Origin of the sequence: Treponema sp. OMZ 798 (assembly GCF_024181385.1) — a bacterium.
Lineage (GTDB): Bacteria > Spirochaetota > Spirochaetia > Treponematales > Treponemataceae > Treponema_B.
In genome coordinates this window covers 1,418,419-1,436,734 of the sequence record NZ_CP051305.1, presented here as the reverse complement: position 1 = coordinate 1,436,734, position 18,316 = coordinate 1,418,419, and the positions used below count along the sequence as shown (strand labels likewise).

Annotated in this window: 13 protein-coding genes, 1 tRNA gene, 1 other RNA gene and 1 pseudogene; 13 read left to right on the top strand and 3 right to left on the bottom strand. The window is 37.6% G+C overall.

From position 1 onward, the window contains the following. The first annotated feature begins 1 nt into the window (after position 1). Together E4O07_RS06765 and E4O07_RS06760 are read left to right on the top strand one after the other, a co-directional pair. Complete coding sequence (locus tag E4O07_RS06765; protein ID WP_253684696.1) at positions 2-2,038, top strand: tetratricopeptide repeat protein; 2,037 nt, start codon at positions 2-4, stop codon at positions 2,036-2,038. Continuing rightward, the gene (locus E4O07_RS06760) at positions 2,016-3,713 is read left to right on the top strand and encodes a S1C family serine protease (protein ID WP_253688105.1); all 1,698 of its coding nucleotides are present in this window, start codon (positions 2,016-2,018) and stop codon (positions 3,711-3,713) included. The genes E4O07_RS06765 and E4O07_RS06760 overlap by 23 nt, the downstream gene beginning before the upstream one ends. A gap of 10 nt (positions 3,714-3,723) precedes the next feature. On the opposite strand, the gene E4O07_RS06755 is transcribed toward E4O07_RS06760, so the two are convergent. Next, entirely contained in the window at positions 3,724-4,965 is a 1,242-nt protein-coding gene (locus E4O07_RS06755; protein ID WP_253688104.1) for a S41 family peptidase, read from the bottom strand. Between the two features lie 106 nt (positions 4,966-5,071). Between E4O07_RS06755 and E4O07_RS06750 the strand changes: the two genes are divergently transcribed. Beyond that, positions 5,072-5,527 carry a PepSY-like domain-containing protein gene (locus tag E4O07_RS06750; protein WP_253688103.1) on the top strand — a complete coding sequence of 152 codons (456 nt, stop codon included), beginning with the start codon at positions 5,072-5,074 and terminating at the stop codon, positions 5,525-5,527. Between the two features lie 244 nt (positions 5,528-5,771). Here the strand turns inward: E4O07_RS06750 and E4O07_RS06745 are convergent. Continuing rightward, positions 5,772-6,535 (bottom strand): annotated as a pseudogene (locus tag E4O07_RS06745) (Rpn family recombination-promoting nuclease/putative transposase). Between the two features lie 220 nt (positions 6,536-6,755). Between E4O07_RS06745 and dnaG the strand changes: the two are divergent. The 10 genes from dnaG to rodA all read left to right on the top strand — a co-directional run bounded on the left by dnaG (position 6,756) and on the right by rodA (position 18,154). Continuing rightward, positions 6,756-8,543 carry a DNA primase gene (gene dnaG / locus E4O07_RS06740; RefSeq protein WP_253707025.1) on the top strand — a complete coding sequence of 596 codons (1,788 nt, stop codon included), beginning with the start codon at positions 6,756-6,758 and terminating at the stop codon, positions 8,541-8,543. After that, positions 8,536-10,398, top strand: a complete 1,863-nt coding sequence (gene rpoD, locus E4O07_RS06735) for an RNA polymerase sigma factor RpoD (protein ID WP_253688101.1) — start codon at positions 8,536-8,538, stop codon at positions 10,396-10,398. The genes dnaG and rpoD overlap by 8 nt, the downstream gene beginning before the upstream one ends. Before the next feature lie 36 nt (positions 10,399-10,434). Then, complete coding sequence (locus E4O07_RS06730; RefSeq protein WP_253688100.1) at positions 10,435-11,265, top strand: zinc ribbon domain-containing protein; 831 nt, start codon at positions 10,435-10,437, stop codon at positions 11,263-11,265. 8 nt (positions 11,266-11,273) lie between these two features. Continuing rightward, positions 11,274-11,619: RNase P RNA component class A (gene rnpB / locus E4O07_RS06725), an RNA gene on the top strand. 16 nt (positions 11,620-11,635) lie between these two features. After that, positions 11,636-12,571, top strand: coding sequence for a tetratricopeptide repeat protein (locus E4O07_RS06720; protein ID WP_253688099.1), 936 nt, complete (start codon positions 11,636-11,638; stop codon positions 12,569-12,571). Between the two features lie 17 nt (positions 12,572-12,588). After that, entirely contained in the window at positions 12,589-13,623 is a 1,035-nt protein-coding gene (locus tag E4O07_RS06715; protein WP_253688098.1) for a rod shape-determining protein, read from the top strand. 5 nt (positions 13,624-13,628) lie between these two features. Continuing rightward, on the top strand, positions 13,629-14,492 hold the full coding sequence (gene mreC, locus E4O07_RS06710; RefSeq protein ID WP_253688097.1) for a rod shape-determining protein MreC: 864 nt from the start codon (positions 13,629-13,631) through the stop codon (positions 14,490-14,492). Between the two features lie 4 nt (positions 14,493-14,496). Further along, a complete protein-coding gene (gene mreD, locus E4O07_RS06705; protein WP_253688096.1) occupies positions 14,497-15,006 on the top strand; it encodes a rod shape-determining protein MreD in 510 nt (169 codons plus the stop codon). Further along, entirely contained in the window at positions 15,003-16,856 is a 1,854-nt protein-coding gene (gene mrdA, locus E4O07_RS06700) for a penicillin-binding protein 2 (RefSeq protein ID WP_253688095.1), read from the top strand. The genes mreD and mrdA overlap by 4 nt, the downstream gene beginning before the upstream one ends. Then, positions 16,853-18,154, top strand: coding sequence for a rod shape-determining protein RodA (gene rodA, locus E4O07_RS06695; RefSeq protein ID WP_253688094.1), 1,302 nt, complete (start codon positions 16,853-16,855; stop codon positions 18,152-18,154). The genes mrdA and rodA overlap by 4 nt, the downstream gene beginning before the upstream one ends. A 53-nt stretch (positions 18,155-18,207) precedes the next feature. Here the strand turns inward: rodA and E4O07_RS06690 are convergent. Further along, positions 18,208-18,280 (bottom strand) — tRNA-Met (locus E4O07_RS06690). Positions 18,281-18,316 lie beyond the last annotated feature (36 nt).

Genomic DNA, 18,316 nt, shown 5'->3' with positions numbered 1-18,316 from the left:
GATGACATCTTGTAAATTTTATGATTTTAAACTCAAATATAAGATTTTAGCCTTTTTTCTTTTGATTTTTATGGGGCTTTATGCCGATCAAAGTGAGGGGGTAAATTTATCGGCTGCCCTATCATGTTTACAGAATTCTGCTAAGCTCTTTACCGAAGAAAAATGGAAGGAAGCCTTATTTGAAGCTCAGCTTGGTGAAGTGTATGATCCTAAAACTGCCGATTTTTTATATATTCAGGCAATATGCGGTTTAAAATTAAATCAACCCAACGAAGATATATTGCAAAAAGCCGATGCCGCTTGTGCCGACGGAATGATCTGGCGCTTATACGATATAAATGCCGCCCGTTTATTGGCTGCTCAAGTCAATACAAGAATGTTAAAATACAGGGAAGCTTTGGAACTCGTCAAGCTCTTACCCTTTGAGTCGGCTGAGGCTGACTATGTAAAAGCTGATGCCCTCTACGGCTTGGGGCGATATGATGAAGCCAAGCAGCTGATATCCGAAACCTTAGACCGCTGGGCATTTGATTCCCGTTTTGCAAAATTGTTTTTTCTGAGAGAGCGCGGAAAAAAAGTGAGTTTTTTCGGTAAAAAATTGGCCGGACATATAATTTCCCGGCTTTATGCGTGGCAGGATGAGGACCCATCCCTTCTTTTGCTTGCAAGTCCCTTTGAAACAAAATCGGAAGATAATATCAGGCGGTTAAAATTGTACCGCTGTATGTACTTACCTTTTACCGAATCTCATGATCTTAATGACTTATATAACCGCTCATATTCTACCTTACTTTGTCTAAGGTACGGTATAATAGACGAGCAAACGGCTGTAAACGAATTTTTGTCGGCTAAGGTTTATTATTTTAATCCGATTTTGAAGGAGTACATTCTTACTCAGGCTATGTATGAATCTCATTTGGTTGAGCTCTTACGCTTGGTTATAAACAATGAATTGAGAAATGAACTTAAAAATTTTTTATCTGTCTACGAAGGTTTGATTGTTGATGACGAAAACGGGGATTTAATTATAGATTCTAAAATTTATTATAAAAACGGCAGACCTTGGTGTGCGGAATTCGATCCTCTCCAAACAGGTTATCCCGAATACACTGTAGAATGTAATTTCGGTGTTCCATCTGTAATTCACGGAAAAAAACGAGAGTATTCGCTGTCCTATGATTCATATCCTTCCGTGAAAAATTTTATAAAAAACGGTAAGAAGTATACCATGCGCCCCCTTGACCTAAAATGGGCTCCTATAGAATTAAAAGAATTAAATCTAAAGCTTCATGGTATGCATCAAAAACAACAGGCTTTCTTTTCTTTAAAAGTCGATAAAAGTATAAGAAGTATACATGAAGGCTCCTTGATTTACTCCTCGGCCTTTTCTGAAGAAAATACCCCGTACATAGACGGAGGCATAAAAAAAATATTCTTTGATAAGGGTATCCCGATAAAAGCCGAGGTAAGTGTTGCAGGAGCGCTGTACTCTCAAACGAATTACAGAAGCGGCTTACCTGTCTTTGAAAATGCAGATAAGAATGGGGACGGTTATTTTGAAACAAGAATTGAGTATGATCGAAACGGTATATTAAAAAGAATGGATATAGATTTAAATAAAAACAAACTCTATGAATATTCCGAATATTATGAAAAAGACGGTGTTGTTACAAAGGTTTGGGACAGTGATGAGGACGGCTCCTCTGAAATTACATATACACAATATGAAAACGGGGACTCTCAAACCGAATGGATTCATCCCAAATTGAATAAAACAATCCGTGTTAATTATAAAAACGGAATTCCCGTCCAATTGTTTGACGGAAAAGAAAATCTTATTCTTATTCCTTCGGATAAAGGAAACGTATTTTGGCTTAATAGAAGTCCTGTAAATATCGAAAAAGTAAACGAAAAAATTACTGAAATATTTAACCAAACAACCCTGCCGGTTGTTTCCTATATGTTTAGTATAAATAATATCGAAGTTTTTGCCGTACGCTCCGGAGGGTTTGTTTTTGCTGAAATCATCAATGAGTAAACTTATTTTTTCTCTTCTCTTTTTATTGATTTTTTCTTGTACTTCAACCGAACATACCGAATATGTCGATTATTCGGATAGATCCAGTGTATTATATCAGGTTGACTACGCCGAAAGACTCCTTAAATCGGGTAAGATAGCTGATGCACTAATCAGATCTCAGATTCTGCATCTTAACACAAAAAATTTTGAAGAAGTGGACAAGATTAACTTAAAATCGATAGAAAAAACTGAAGCCGCATTTTTAAAAAGCATAGATGAAAAAAAATGGGATGAGGCTGTCCGCTACTTTAGGTCTCTTACTGCAATCGGAAAACGCCCTGCCGGGTGGACTGAAGAGCGTATCTTTGAAGAAAGGAATATCTTATGGAAAAAAAATGCCGATCTTCCTCTTTTAAACTTGCAAAATAAAAAAAATCCTCTGTCCGGCCAATCATCTTCTTTTCCTCAAAATATAGATGAAATGATAAAGGGCTCTCTTACCGTTTGGGTAGATAGGGGGGCACGTATTCAAAGAGGTTATGCCTCGCCCGACATTGTTATAGGTTCAGGTTTTTTTATAGATTCCCGCGGTTATTTTATTACTAATTATCATGTTATCCAAAGCGAGGTTGATAAAAAATATAACGGCTATTCTAGGCTTTATATTAAGTCGCCTGATAATCCCAATGTGAAAATTCCTGCAAGGGTTGTAGGCTGGGATCCCCTGTTTGATTTGGCCTTGGTAAAGACCGAGTACACACCTCAGTTTATTTTTAACCTTGGTTCTTCAAAGGATTTAGGTGTAGGAAGCCGAATTTATGCAATAGGCTCTCCGGCCGGTTTGGAAAAAACGCTCACCTCAGGTATAATATCGGCAAAATACCGCAGACTTTTTTCTATGGTAGATATAATGCAGATAGATGCTGCCGTTAATCACGGAAACTCAGGCGGCCCTATAGTGGACGATAAGGGCCTTGTTCAAGCCGTAGTCTTTGCCGGCCTTGAAAGAAACGAGGGCCTTAATTTTGCAATCCCTGTTGAGCTTTTAAAGGCTATTCTTCCCGATCTATATAAGGGCGGAGAAGTAAGACATTCTTGGCTGGGCTGTCATGGCCAAAACCAAAAAGGCTCCAATGCAGCTGCTGGAGTTCCCGCCGGGGTTCTTGTAAACTATGTTCTTCCTGACGGTCCTTTTTCGATCTCGGGCATAAATGAGGGCAGCGTAATAAAAGAATTTAACGGTGTTCCTGTAAATTCGGTGGAAGAAATACAGGCAAATTTATTATCGATTGCTCCCGAAACTATAGTACTAATTAAAGGTTTTCAAAAAAATGAGGCCGGTATTTATGAAGAAAAAACTTGGCCTGTTTTATGTGCCGAGCGGCCTTTATATCCGGGCATTTCGGTTTTTAGAAAGGACAGCATAGCAAGATCTATGCTTCCCGTTTTTGGGTTTAAACTTGAATCGGTGGGTAAAAGAAATTCTTATAGGGTTTCTGAGGTTATCCCGGGAAGCTTTGCATCGGAAAATGCCTTTGGTGTAAATGACTATATCGAGATTAACGGAAAAAGATGGGATGAAGACAATGAAGAGATTATTCATGTGAATATCTATACAAAAAAGGTTAAGGCCGGTTACATGGACAGCTTTATGGTTTTAAGTGCCTACCTCGATAATCCGCTTTTCTTTTAAAAGCTTTGTATTAATTAGTTTTTTCGATTATTTCAAGACAGGTTTCTAAGGCATATTTTTGTTTTACAGGATAATCGGGGTCAGTGCCTGTTTCCGCATTATTTGAACCGTCCGGGTTTAAGGTGTAGAACATATCGTATTTTATAAGCATGCCGCTTTTGGGTAATTTTAAATATACTGGATGAAGGGGTAACAAGCCCGATCCCCCTGTATTTTCGCCGACAAGACTTGCAAAGCCTGTTTGCTTACAAAAGGCAGCAAAGGCATCTGAGGCAGAATAGCATTTTCTATTTACAAGCACCCATATTTTTCCGTCAAATTGAAAATCGCTTCTTTCAGGCTCTACGGTATATTCTAAATCATAGGCTTCTTTAAAAGAAGCTGCCTCTTCTTTATTTAAATTTTCCAAGTGCGGCAAATTCTTTCTTTTTGAAATTTTTGCAGGGAAAGTCCATCGATCTCCTTTTAAGAAAAATGGAAGGTAGCGGTCGGAAAATTCCGAAGGGTTATAAAAAGCAATCATCTTAAAAGTCTTTGCTTCTTTTATCAGAGGAGAAACTAAAAATTTCTTCCATAAAAAGGTATAGCCTCCTCCGTTATCCCTTAAATCTATTATTAAATGTTTATATTTGTTTTTTGTTATTTCTTTTTGATACTTTTCAAAATCATTCCAATCAAAATTTTCTGTAGGTAAAAATGCCGGTATTTTTATATAAAAAATATCGTCTTTTATTTTTTTAAATACGAATTTCGCTATATCTTTCTTTTGTTTTTTATATCTTTGTACGGCAGTCATATATTCGGCGTTAGAACCTAAACCTTTTGTATAAAAGGCCTCGACTCTTTTATCTTTTTTTATATAGTGAAAATCTTCATCTCTTTTATTTTCTAAAGAAATTGTTTCAATATCGTTTTTATATGAGCCGTAATCTACAATTCCCAGATGACCAAAAAAATGCTTGTCTGTAATTCCGGAGCATATTATACCGTAAAATTTCATATAATCGATTTCGGTTTTTAAGTTTTTTAATTTTTCGGCATAATATTTTTTTATTGATTTTAAATCGGCTCCGTTTCTTATACATGTATTTTTATTGGGATAGCCCTTCTCGATAAAGTCCCAAAAATATTCGTAATCGGTTTTCATTTCTTTTAATGGGATAAAACGCTCTTTATCGCCCTTTGAATAATTTGAACAAGAAAATAACGAAATACTAAACACAAAAAAAAGCACAAAATATTTTTTTATCATAGTTATATTATTAAAGATAATTGATTGATTGTCAAGGTAAAATTTGATTTGCCGCTTTCCTCTTATTTGATTATATTATTCATACCGTTTACACGTGGAGGTGTTTATGAAAAAACAATCTGTGATCTTTAGAAGGCATGTTTTTTTGTTTGCCGTATTTTTGCTCTTTTCTTCCTGTATGCTCTATGGAAAAAGTAAGTTTATAGAGTTTAGCAATTTACCCGAAAAAGCTCAAACCTATATTAAAACTCACTTTCCTGATGCAAAACCTTTAAAAATTGAAAAAGAAAAGGACGGCTTATCGGTTAAGTATGAAGTAGAGCTTGACAACAAGATTGACTTGGACTTTAACTCTAAAGGCGAAATAACCGGAATTGACGGTAACTCAGAGCTTCCTGATTCAGTTATACCAAAAGAAATTTTAGACTATGTCAAAAAGAATTATCCCGATAATTATATCACGGATTGGCACCTTGAAAAAAAGGCACAAGAAGTAGAACTTGATAATGATATTGAGCTTAAATTCGATTTAAAGGGAAAATTTTTGAGGATAGATAAATAGAGGAGGAAAGGGAAACTTGTTCAGACGCAAGTTTCCCTCTCCCCCTGTGACCCCCTCTCCCTTCAACGGCTGCTTAGGGGCTCTGCCCCTAAGAACCCCGATTTCAGGCAAGTTTTGAGCTAATTTTTTAATTGAGATAAAAGACAGACGATTTAAGCAAATTCAGAGGTCGGGCTAGGGGAGGGCGTTACTAAATTTGTTATTAAGACTTTTAAAGAAGGGCTTAATAAAAAAACTTATAAAACTACAATTTTTCTATTTCGGATTCGGAAAGCCCCGTCATTATTAAAATTTCAGACACTGGATATCCTCTCTTTTTCATAAGTTTTGCTGTTTCCTTTTTAACTCTATATTCGGTACTATCCTTAATATCCATTTCAAAAGTAGATAATAATCTGTATTCTTGTCTTGCCTGTTCGTTTTGTTTTACTGTTTGTATCATTTCTTCTATCCCCCTTGTAAATTCATTATTTGTTTTACCTGTTTTAAGGTATGTTAAAAATTCCTTTAGTTCTTTGTCCTCAGTGTTTTTAAAAGCTTCCGCATTTATTATAACTTTTTTTGTTCCGTCTTGTAAAGAGGCATTTTTGTCCTCCATACAAAGATTTTCAAAGGTATAAACAGGCCTATTTTGCCTATAACATCAAATAAACAGATAAAAATTATAAAGCTGTCATTTAAGTTGTTATAGAAATTGCCTTTATCCAAAAAAGAAATATCTAGGGCTGCTTGGTAAAATCGCATTCTTTTTGGGATATTCCTTTCATTGCTTACCTGCATTTCCACATCATAAAATTTACCGTTTTCTGCTTGCACCAAAACATCAAACCTTACGGATTTTGCCTGTTCATAGGTGTTAATACTATGCTGCACCGAAACATACGCAATTTTACCTATTGTATCAAATAGTATCATTTCAATAAGTTTTTTACATAGCTTTTGGTTTTGCATAACCTTACAAAACATAAAATCATCCTGTAATGTCAAATCTTCAAATCTTTTTACCATTTGTTTTCTCCTAATTTTTTCATATTTCTCCTCCTCATTATATTTGTAGGATTTATTTGAAAAAAATACTAAAATTTCCGGATAAAATATTTATTATTAAAACTTTTAAAAATTCCTTTGCGTTCCTTGCGGTTGTATAAAAACCAACCAAACCTCTGTGCTTGATTTTTAAGCCTCTTTATAGTAAAATCACTTACCTAAAAAACTTAAGGAGTGATAAATGCCTAAGATAAGTTCAAAAACAGTCGATGCAGTAACCGAAATGACCGATATTGTATCCCTTGTCGAGAACTATACCCGCTTGGAAAAGCGGGGGGCTAACTGGTGGGGCTGCTGTCCCTTCCATAATGAAAAAACTCCGTCGTTTAATGTTGTTCCCGATAAAAGGATGTATTATTGTTTCGGTTGCCACAAGGGCGGCGGAACCATCAACTTTTTGATGGAGATGGAAAAGCTTTCCTTTACTGAAGCAGTAGAGCGGCTTGCAAAAAATGCAGGTATTGAGGTCATCTATGAGGGCGGCTCCTATGTTCCCGATGAAGGGGCAAAACTTAAAGACGAAATCTTAGAACTTTACGGCAAGGTTGCAGGCAGCTTTCATTTTCTTTTAACTCAAAATCCTTTGGGGAAAAAAGCCCTCGATTACCTTCTTTCCCGAAATGTTTCTCCCGAAATAATCGAAAAATTCAATCTGGGTTATTCTCCTAAAGACCGGTACTGGCTTCATAAGTTTTTGTTGTCAAAAAATTACTCCGAATCCCTGCTGGAAAAAACAGGACTTTTTTCTAAAAACTATAAAAATATAGCTTTTTTTTCCGATAGGCTTATGTTCCCGATTTGCGATCGTCACGGAAAAACAATAGCATTCGGAGGCCGTATTTTGGAAGGAGAGGGACCTAAGTATCTAAACTCCTCGGATATGCCTCAATATAAAAAAGGAGAAACCGTTTTTGCCTTTCATCATGCTCTGCCCGAGATCCGAAAATTGAAGTCGGTAATATTATGCGAGGGCTACATGGATGTTCTAGCCTTTTTTCAGGCCGGAATCGAAAATGCCGTGGCTCCCTTGGGAACGGCCCTTACCGAAGATCAGGTAAAACTTTTAAAATCCTTTGCAGATACATTTTATCTTGCCTTTGATTCGGACTCGGCCGGACAGGAAGCTTCTTACAAGGCTATAAAAATTTGCAGGGGGCTGGGGGTAAATGTACGCGTTTTGTATATGAAGGACGGAAAGGACCCTGCCGAAATTCTACAAAAAAAAGGAAAAGAAGGCTTGAAATTTCTTTTGGAATGTGCTATAGTAGACGACGATTATCTTATACAAATTGCGTCCATGAGATTTGATATAAGCAGTCCGGAAGGAAAGGCCGGAGCTATAGCCTTTTTGTTTCCGTATATTGAGGTCCTGGAATCCGATATTCAAAGGGAGTCTGCAATTTCTAAACTTTCATCGGCCTTTGGTGTCAGTCAACAAGCAATTTTCGGCGATTATGAAAACCGCGAAAAAAAGGCTCTAAGGCATATAGTTGACGAGGTAAAACAAAAGCCGGTAAATATAAGAATGAATGCCGAGTTACGATTGGTGCTTGCCGTTGCGGCAAATACTGATCTGTTTTCCCGTTTGCGTTCCGAGTTGAGCCCTGATGATTTTGAGGATTTTTATGCCAGACATTTGTTTATTGTTTTAGAAGAATGTTATAGAGATGGTGCCTATACTTATGCAAATCTAATGCACAGATGCGGGGAAGAAAAATTAAAGGATATTGTTTCTCAGACAATTTCTAAGGGTGAATTCGCCGACAACTCTGAAAAGGTAGTCGATGACGGCATAAATTTTATAAAACAAAATGTTCTACAAAAACAAAAAGACAAAATCATAGGCAGATTAAGGTTATTACATGGAGAAAAGAATGTCGATACGGTAAACTTGACAAAAGAACTAATGGAAGAAAAAAAAAGTATCGACATTCAACTAAAAAAATTAAAGGGAAAGGTGTATGACTGATCTCGAAAAGAATCCTGCGATTATTAAACTTTTGGGATATGCCAAAAGGAAGCGCACAATAGGATTGAGTGATCTTGATGATCTACTGCCCGAAGACTTAATGTCTCCGGAAACTATACCCGATATTCTGGATATTTTGGAAGGCGCCGGTATTCAAATAAAAAATGAAGGGGTATCCGAAACTAATTCGGAAACCGACTCCGATTTTCAGGGCGGCAATGATGAGGACTATCGTTTATTGGATGATGCATATGAAGAAGACGATGATGACGATATAAAAAGTCCTTATTCGGATGACGTCGAAACTCCGTATATCGAAAAAGAAAAGCCCAGGCATGAGACGGCAAAAAAACTGGTTAGAACTTCTCACGAAGCCGGAGTTGACGATCCGATTAAGCTTTATCTTCAGGAGATAGGCAAGGAAGATCTTTTAACTGCCGACGAGGAAGTTTCTCTTTCAAAAAGCATGGAAGACGGAGAGTCCATTATCAAAAAGGTTATAAAAAATTCCGGTATCTTAATTCCCGAATTTTTTGTAATCGGACAAAAGGCCTTTTCAAAGCTAGATCCCGCTGAGTCCAATAAGCCGCGCAAAGAGTTAAGTGAAGAAATGGCCGAGAAAAAGCGTCTCAAGCAGGTTTACGGCGACAGTTTACGGAACATATATTCCGAAATTAAGCAATATATGTCCTTAAAAAAGCACTGTTATGACAGAGAAACCTTGGAAAGCTTTTTGGAAAGCCCTGAGCTTCAAGCTTTGCGGAAGAAGATTTTTAACAGCCTTAAACGTATTCACATTGAATCGGAAGAAATAGAAAAAATTTCAGACCGCTTTATTGAAGCTACCGAAAAGGTTCAAGACTATCAAAATAAAAAAGAAAGAAAAGAAAAACAGCTTGGCATTAAAAGCTATGCCGATTTAAGAAAATTGGGTAAACGGCTCGCAATTCCTAGAGAAAGAGAAAAACTCGAAAAAGAGCTTAATATTTCGGCCAATGAAGTAAAGGATATATATACTCAAATTCAGGTGCTGACCCGTAAGATACGCAAGGTTGAGTACGATTTTGAAGCTACGGTAGATGAGGTTATTGAGCTCACTTCAGAAATAAAAAACGGCCAGAGGATGCTTAAAAATGCAAAAGATAAGCTCATAAATGCAAACTTGCGTCTTGTCGTTTCGATTGCCAAGAAGTACATAAACAGGGGACTACAGTTCTTTGATCTTGTACAAGAGGGAAATATAGGGCTTATAAAGGCTGTTGAAAAGTTTGAGTACAGGAAGGGATATAAATTTTCTACCTATGCTACATGGTGGATCCGTCAGGCTATTACCCGCTCAATATCGGATCAGGCACGTACAATCCGTGTTCCTGTTCACATGATTGAACAGATAAACAAGGTAAACAGAGAGTCCCGCCAGCTTATGCAAAAACTAGGCCGTGAACCCAATGATGATGAGATAGCCTTGCAGTTAGGCTGGTCAATCGAAAAGGTTAAGCAGGTTAAAAATGTCGCAAGGGAGCCGATCTCTCTTGAAACGCCTATAGGTGAAGAAGAAGATACCCTCTTAGGAGATTTAATTGAAGACAAGGGTGTTGAAAATCCTTCAAACCGAACCGAGCTTACCCTTTTACAGGAGCAGCTTGAAATGGTGCTTTCAAGTTTGCCTGAGCGTGAGCAGGAAGTTTTAAAAATGCGCTTCGGTATTGAGGGAGGCTATCCTCTTACCCTTGAAGAAGTAGGCTTATACTTTGATGTAACACGCGAAAGAATAAGGCAAATAGAAGCAAAGGGACTAAGGCGCCTGCGCCATCCTAAACGCAGCAGAAAATTAAAAGATTATCTTGATAATTGATAATCGTTTATCTTGATAATTAAAGGGGTGTAATTTATGGATAATGATGTATTGGAAAAATTGAGAGCTTTACAGGATATTCTTGCTCGAAAAAATGAACTTGAAACGGAGATTTTGGATGCCCCAAAGGCTCTTACACAGCAGGAAGAGCTTTTGGAAAAGTTAAAGTCCGGTTATATCCAAATGAACAGCGAGTATGAAGAGCTGCGTAAAGGTATTGCCGTTTTGAAGGCTGATCTTTTTGAAGCTGAACAAAAGAGAGAAAAGGCCGAAAAAGCGATGGATAATATCGAAACTCAGCGCGAGTATGAAATCTTGCAAAAGGAAATCGATGATTCTACTACAAAGGCCGAAACTATAAGAAAAGATCTTCTAAGGCTTGAAAGTCAGTTTAAAATTTTAGATGCAAACATTAAGCAGGAAGAAGAGCTTATTACACAAACCGAGAAAGAACTTGAAGAACATAAACAGCTCTTGGACTCGGAGGTTTCCGAAAAACAAAATAAGGTAGAACAGTTGAAGCAGGAAGAAAAAAAACTTTCTCCGGGTTTGAGCGATGAAACAATGTTTAAATTCGACAGAATTATAAAGAATAAACATGGCGTCGGTATTGTTTCCGTTCAAGGAAATGTTTGTATGGGCTGCCACATGATTCTTCCCGCTCAGTTTGTAAATGAAGTCAGGTCAGGTCAGGATATAAAATTCTGCCCCTACTGCAGCCGTATTCTATTCTATGAGGAATCCGAATTAACGACCGATCAGGACGCATATTTTAATGATTCCGATATGGAAGGGCTGCTTGATATTGGTGATTCTGCAAATGAGGATTTCCTTTCAAGCTTTGAAGACGGTAAAGACGAAGATTAAATAATTTTGGGATTAAGGGAACCGCTGCATTTGCAGAGGAAAGTCCGGACTCCTTCGGAAACGATGCCGGCTAACGGCCGGGGAACGGAAATGAAAGTTTCCGTTTACAGACAGTGCAACAGAAAGTAAACCGCCGCATTTTGCGGTAAGGGTGAAAGGGCGGGGTAAGAGCCCACCGCGTTTTCGGCAACGAAAACGGCAATGTAAACCTCATCGGGAGCAAGGTTAAGCAGTAAAGAATCTCCGATTCTTAATTTACGGGTTAACCGCGATAAAGGTCTGCTGTAAAGCAGATTTAAGAAAGATGGTTCCGTCTGTTTTACAGAAACAGAATCCGGCTTATTAATCCCTTTTTTTAGGTATTATAAAAATGGAATTTTCAAAAGGAAGATCACATAAAAATTTCTCAAACAAAAAAAGAAGTTCAAAAAGATTTTTTATAATTTTGCTTTTTCTCTTGTGTGCGGCTTCTGCCGTCTATTTTTTATATATCTATAATAAAAACTATGCAGGCATACCTTCTATGAAAGAGGTTTATGCCGATTGGGCCGAAAAAAATTACGAGAGCGTATATCAAAAAACAGAGAGTATTTTAAAAAGAAGGGCATATGACGGTGAGGCCTTGGCTATGAGGGGCTTTGCAGCCTATTATATATTTGCCGAGCAAACCGATTTTTCGGTAAGCTATGCTTATCTAAATGATTCTATCTTGAATTTAAGACAGGCGATGTACTGCGTTTCAAAATCCCAACAGTCAAAAATTGCCTATGTATTGGGAAAGGCTTATTATCAAAAGGGATATTATTATGCAGACCTTGCTCTAAAATACTTGGATATTGCATATAATTCCGGAGAAAAATTTGCAGATTTATCGGAATTCAGAGGCATGTCGGCATCTCTTTTAGGGGAGCCTGAAAGAGCTATCGATGCTTTTTCGGATGCCCTTGCAAATAGCCCTTCAGACTTATTGTTTTTTGCTCTTGCCGAAAACTATATTAAGATTTCGGATAAACAAAATGCGAAGTTGTACTTATTTGAAACAATAGATAAAACGAAGGATACACTTTTAGAATTAAAATGCCGATATTTATTGGGTAGTTTATTTATCGAAGAGAATAAGATAGATGATGCTGTAAAGGAATTTAATACCATTCTTGAAAAGGATATGACCTCAGCCGATGCTCATTACGGCTTGGGTGTTGTATATGAACTTCAAGGAGATATGATAAAGGCCCGTGCAGAATGGCGGAAAGCTCTTAAATTCGATCCGCTCCATGTAAAAACACGGGCTAAACTAAATTTATAAAAATTTTGGGGGATGAAATGGGCTTTTTTAAAAGATTTTCAACAGATATAGGAATAGATTTGGGAACATGCAATACTATTATCTATGTGAACGGAAAGGGCATAGTAGTGAATGAGCCCTCCGTTGTTGCCGTTGAAAGGGGTACAAAGAGGGTGGTCGCCGTAGGCTCCGAAGCTAAAAGAATGCTTTGGAAAACTCCGGGAAATATTGTGGCTATTAGGCCATTAAAGGATGGGGTTATTGCCGACATGGACACTACCGAAAAGATGATCCGCTACTTTGTTTCTAAAATTTTACCTAAGCACCGTTTTGTTAAACCCAGAATGGTTATAGGTATTCCAAGTTGTATTACGGATGTTGAAAGTAATGCTGTTTATGAAAGTGCCATGAAGGCAGGGGCCGGAGAGGTTAAGGTTTTGGAGGAATCTTTGGTTGCAGCCATCGGTGCAAATATTCCTATTCACGAGCCTGCCGGAAATATGGTTTGCGATATCGGAGGAGGTACTACCGAAGTTTCGGTTATTTCTCTTTGCGGCATGGTTGTAACAAATGCTATCCGTGTAGGAGGCGATGAGTTCGATCAAGCCATAATTAAGCATGTCCGCTCGGTTGATAATCTTATAATCGGAGAGCAGACAGCGGAAAGAGTAAAGATAAGCATAGGCAACGCTTCTCCCGAAAAAACAATCGAAAAAGTCGAAATTAAAGGTACCGATGCCATCACGGGACTTCCCCGCCGATTGGAAATAGACTCTGTTGAGGTCAGGGAAGCTCTAAAAGAACCTGTTACACAGATTGTTGAAGAGATTAAAAGAACCCTAGCCCAGACACCGCCTGAACTTACTGCCGATATTGTTGAAAGAGGAATTGTAATGACCGGAGGAGGTTCTTTATTGAAGGGTCTTCCTAAACTTATAGCTAAAGAAGCCCGTGTTCCTGTAATCTTGGCTGAAAATCCTATGGACTGCGTTGCAATAGGTGCCGGAAGATATTATGAAGTGTTTAGGGATATGACTGTTGACCGCAGTCTTTATGACAGCTTAAATAATTAGACCCTATGAAGAAAAAACTTTCGTTTAAACTAAATCTTGAAGTTTTTCTTTTAATTTTATTCCTTTTAATCTCATCCGTTCTTATGGCTTTTTCCGGCGGTTCTTTTATTTTGGATTTTAAAAGATTGGCTTTTTCGGTAAGTGCCGGAACGGAAAAAGCTGTTTACAATGTTTCCTCCTTTGTGGGGGAAAGTGTTTCTTCGGTTAGGGAATTATGGGATTTAAAAGCAAAGTATAATGAGCTTACAAAGCAGCTTGAAAAATATGAACTTTTGGAACGCTCTAATGCCGATGTAAAAAGAGAGAATAATGAGCTGCGTACCCTTCTTAAATTTACCGACACCATCCAAATAGCAAACATTCCTGCCGAAATAATAGGTTATGATCCTAACGCTCTGTATTCCGGGATGATTATTAACAGGGGGGTAAAGCACGGTGTCAGAAAAGACATGCCTGTTATAGCCTTCCAAAACGGAAATATGGCCCTTGTAGGAAAAATTTTACAGGTAGGAAGGGGGGCGTCCATGGTTATACCTATCTATGATTATCAGTGTCATGTTGCAGCAAAAGTTGACTTGGTAAAACATCGCGGGGTGGTAAGCGGACAAGGCTCGGAAGATTCGCCCCTAGTTATGAAGTATATAAAAAAGAGGGCAGGAGATGATATTAAAATAGGCGATAAAATAATTACCTCCGGATTTGATGATGCTTCGATTTTCCCAAAAAATATTCCTATAGGTTATGTTTCTAAAATTAAGGCCCTTGATTATGAAACCTCGCTTGAGCTATATGTAAATCCTATAATAGATTTTTCTTGTTTGGAATATGTATTTGTGCTTGATACTTCAAAAATAGAAAAGGAGTTTTAATAAATTGAAAAAAGTTATTTTGTGGACTTCTTTAAGCGTTTTTTTTATAACCTTGCTTCAAACGGCTATTTTTTCTCATATATCTTTTTTTACTGTGCTGCCTGATTTGGTTTTGCTTACCGTTATCTACATTGCAATTTCCAACGGATCTCTTACAGGTTTGATTTGCGGGTTTATTGCAGGTCTTTTAGCCGATTTTTTGTCGGCAGCTCCCATAGGGTTACATTCATTTATTTTTACTCTGACAGGATACTTAATAGGAAAATTTTACGGGCTTTATAACTTAAACAAGGTAATTTTTCCCTGTGTTTTAGGCAGTCTAGGCTTTATACTTAAGGTTATACTTTTATTTGTTTTAAAGATACTCTTTGGGCAAAACATTCATACCTATGACGTTTTTTCGATAAACTTTGTCATAGAAGCAGCGGTAAATGTTTTTTTTACTCCCTTGGTATTTTTATTTTTTAATCTCTTTCCTCAAGCCTTTATATCGAAGGAGTATAGCACAATATGAAAAATACCGAAGACAGTTTAAATTCACGGCTTAGGTTATTTTCAATCTTCGTTTTTTTTATTTTGATAGCTTATTCCTATAAACTGTTTTCTATGCAGATTATTCATGGGGATCAATTTAAGAAAAAATCTCAAAATATTTCGAAAAGGACAACCGTTATACCTGCTCAAAGAGGCGAGATTTTTGACAGGGAAGCAAATACTCCTATGGTTTTAAATATTGACTCCTTTGCGGTTGATATTGTTCCGGGCGAGGTTCCTCGTCAGGAATTTGATACCGTAATAAACAGGCTAAGTTCGATATTAAAAATTCCGGTTTCGCAAATAGAAAAAAAATTACCGGTAAGTGTCAGAAGAGATTTTAGATCGATAGAAATAAAATCGAATGTCGATTATTCTACTATTGTACAGGTTGCAGAAAGTATAGATTCTCTTCCGGGGGTTTCATGGCACTCGAAGCCTGTCAGAAACTATGTAGATACCCGCTCTTTTTCCCACATAATAGGATATGTAGGAGATATTACCACGGACGAATTGACCCGTTTTTATAATAAAGGATATACATCAAACAGTATTATAGGCAAGGCCGGAATAGAAAAGCAATATGATGAAATTTTGCGCGGTACCGATGGGGTGGAATATCGGACGGTAGATGCCAAGGGAAGATACATAGAAAATACTACGGTTGTAACACCTCCTAAGATGGGGAATAACCTTGTGCTTACCATTGACAAGAGGATTCAAAAACTGGCGGAAGATGCATTAGGTCCCAGAATAGGGGCTGCCATAGTCTTGAAACCTACAACAGGAGAGGTTTTGGCAATGGTTTCTTATCCTTTTTTTGATCAAAATATCTTCGGTAAGGAAATTACAAGTTCTCTTGCAAAAGAATTGTTTGAAAATCCTAATAATCCGCTTTTGAACAGGGCAATAGGGGCTAATTATCCTCCTGCTTCTACTTTTAAAGTTATAATGAACACAGCCATTTTAAATGAAAAAGCTTTTCCGGCTGAAAACACGGTTCCTTGTTTGGGAGAAATTGAATATGGAAACCGTGTATTCAGATGTCATATAAGGAAACCCGGTCATGGAAAATTGGCCTTAAACGAAGCCTTGGCAAAATCTTGTGACGTTTATTATTGGACTGTGTGCCGCGATTACTTGGGTATCGAAAAAATCGTCGATTATGCGAAACGTTTTGGTTTAGGTCAATCTACCGAGATAGACTTACCTAATGAAACTCATGGTGTGCTTCCATCACCTAAGTGGAAGGAGCGCCGTTTCCATGAAAAATGGCTTAACGGAGACACAATGAATATGTCGATAGGTCAAGGCTTTACTCTTGCTTCCCCGCTTCAGGTAGCAAATATGGCCTGCATGGTTATAAATAACGGAATAATTTATAAACCCCACCTTTTAAAAGAAATAAGGGATCCTTCAAGCGGTGAGGTTATAAAAACTATTCAACCTGAAATTCTTCATCAAGAAAATATAGGACAGGAGATCTTTCAACAAGTCAGACAGGCCATGAATCTTGTTACGATACAGGGAGAGGCCCGCTTTCCCATGAAAAATCCCATGTTCCGCCTTGCAGGAAAAACGGGAACTGCTGAAGTCGGTTTAGATGATAGTTGGCATTCATGGATGGTCGCTTACGGTCCCTATGATGCGCCTCCTAAGGATATGGTAGTTGTCAGTGTTATTGTCGAGGCTGTAAACGGATGGGAATGGTGGGCCCCATATGCTGCCAATATAATACTGCATGGAACTCTTGCAAATCAAACCTATGATGAAACTATAGACTATCTCGGATTTAGACAACTCCCTGCAGTCGTAAGGAGAAGCGAATGAACATACGCAAAATTACAAACTTTGATTATTTATTATTTTTGGCTGTTGTTCTTTTGTCGTTTATAGGCATACTTTTTATTTATTCTTCAGGTGTAAACTCAAGCGGTGAGCTTGTTTCTAAGGAATATAAAAAGCAGATTTTATGGGCTTGTACCGGTATTGCTTTACTCTTGCTTTCATGTATTTATGATTATAGGCGTATAAAGGACAGAACCTTTTTAATTTATTTATTGGGAATGCTTTTGCTTTTGTATACAGGGATTTTTGGAACTGTAAGGCATAATGCAAGGAGCTGGATAGGTTTAAAAAATCTCGGCATCCAGCCTTCCGAATTTATTAAGCTTATTTTTATTCTTTTTTTAGCTTATTATTTGGAAAAATCTCAAAATGAAGAACCTTTGAAACGTTTTATAAAGGCCATGGCAATAATGTTTGTGCCTGTTGCCCTTATTTTAAAACAGCCCGACCTTGGAACCGCAAGCGTATATATTCCGATTTTTTTGATAATGTGTTTTATTGCAGGTATACCGCTGCGTTTTATCCTCTATGTCTTTTTTCTTGGGGTATTAACAATAGTGTTTACCCTTATGCCTCTTTGGGAAGAAGTAATTTTAAAGACAAGTCATATTATGACAAATATTTTAAAAAATTCTCAAGTTTCTATTATTATTTTGTTTGCGATGGGTATCTCAACCGTTATTGCTATGATAGGTAATGTTTTACTAAAAAGAAGATATTATTATTGGATAGCCTATGTTCTTTCGCTTATCACTATTGCTTTTGCAGGGTCCATAGCCGGGGTGAGGGCTTTAAAAGAGTATCAGATGATGCGTTTAATTATTTTCTTGGATCCCGAAGTAGACCCGCTAAAGCACGGGTGGAATATAATCCAGTCCATCACGGCTATCGGTTCAGGAGGTTTAACCGGACGGGGCTATCTTATGGGAACTCAAAGCCACTACCGGTATTTGCCCGAGCAAAGTACCGACTTTATTTTCAGTATTTTATCGGAAGAATGGGGATTTTTAGGAGGTCTTTTTGTTTTTTCCCTTTATAGCATAGTTTTTTTTAGATTTTTTCTTTCGATTAAGCGCTGCGATGACCTTTTTGGTAAACTTATTGTTTCAGGCATCTTATCCATGTTCTTTTTCCATTTCTTTGTAAACGTAGGTATGGTCATGGGTATAATGCCCATCACAGGTATCCCCCTCTTGTTTTTATCTTACGGCGGCTCCTCTCTTTGGACAGCCATGATTTCAGTCGGCGTCGTTATCGGAATAAACTTGCGGCAATTGTAGAAAAAGACTTAAAAATAAAAAAAGGCACTCTTTTGAGTGCCTTTTAATTTGGTTAGCAGGGAGAGGACTCGAACCTCCGACCTCCGGGTTATGAGCCCGACGAGCTGCCAACTGCTCTACCCTGCGACGTGGGGCAGAGTATAGCATATAAGCATCATTATG

Coding starts and splice junctions, on each gene's coding strand:
- E4O07_RS06750 (WP_253688103.1), top strand. CDS start 5,072: ATGAAAAAACAATCTGTGATCTTTAGAAGGCATGTTTTTTTGTTTGCC.
- E4O07_RS06765 (WP_253684696.1), top strand. CDS start 2: ATGACATCTTGTAAATTTTATGATTTTAAACTCAAATATAAGATTTTA.
- E4O07_RS06730 (WP_253688100.1), top strand. CDS start 10,435: ATGGATAATGATGTATTGGAAAAATTGAGAGCTTTACAGGATATTCTT.
- E4O07_RS06715 (WP_253688098.1), top strand. CDS start 12,589: ATGGGCTTTTTTAAAAGATTTTCAACAGATATAGGAATAGATTTGGGA.
- rodA (WP_253688094.1), top strand. CDS start 16,853: ATGAACATACGCAAAATTACAAACTTTGATTATTTATTATTTTTGGCT.
- rpoD (WP_253688101.1), top strand. CDS start 8,536: ATGACTGATCTCGAAAAGAATCCTGCGATTATTAAACTTTTGGGATAT.
- E4O07_RS06720 (WP_253688099.1), top strand. CDS start 11,636: ATGGAATTTTCAAAAGGAAGATCACATAAAAATTTCTCAAACAAAAAA.
- mrdA (WP_253688095.1), top strand. CDS start 15,003: ATGAAAAATACCGAAGACAGTTTAAATTCACGGCTTAGGTTATTTTCA.
- E4O07_RS06755 (WP_253688104.1), bottom strand. CDS start 4,965: ATGATAAAAAAATATTTTGTGCTTTTTTTTGTGTTTAGTATTTCGTTA.
- mreC (WP_253688097.1), top strand. CDS start 13,629: ATGAAGAAAAAACTTTCGTTTAAACTAAATCTTGAAGTTTTTCTTTTA.
- dnaG (WP_253707025.1), top strand. CDS start 6,756: ATGCCTAAGATAAGTTCAAAAACAGTCGATGCAGTAACCGAAATGACC.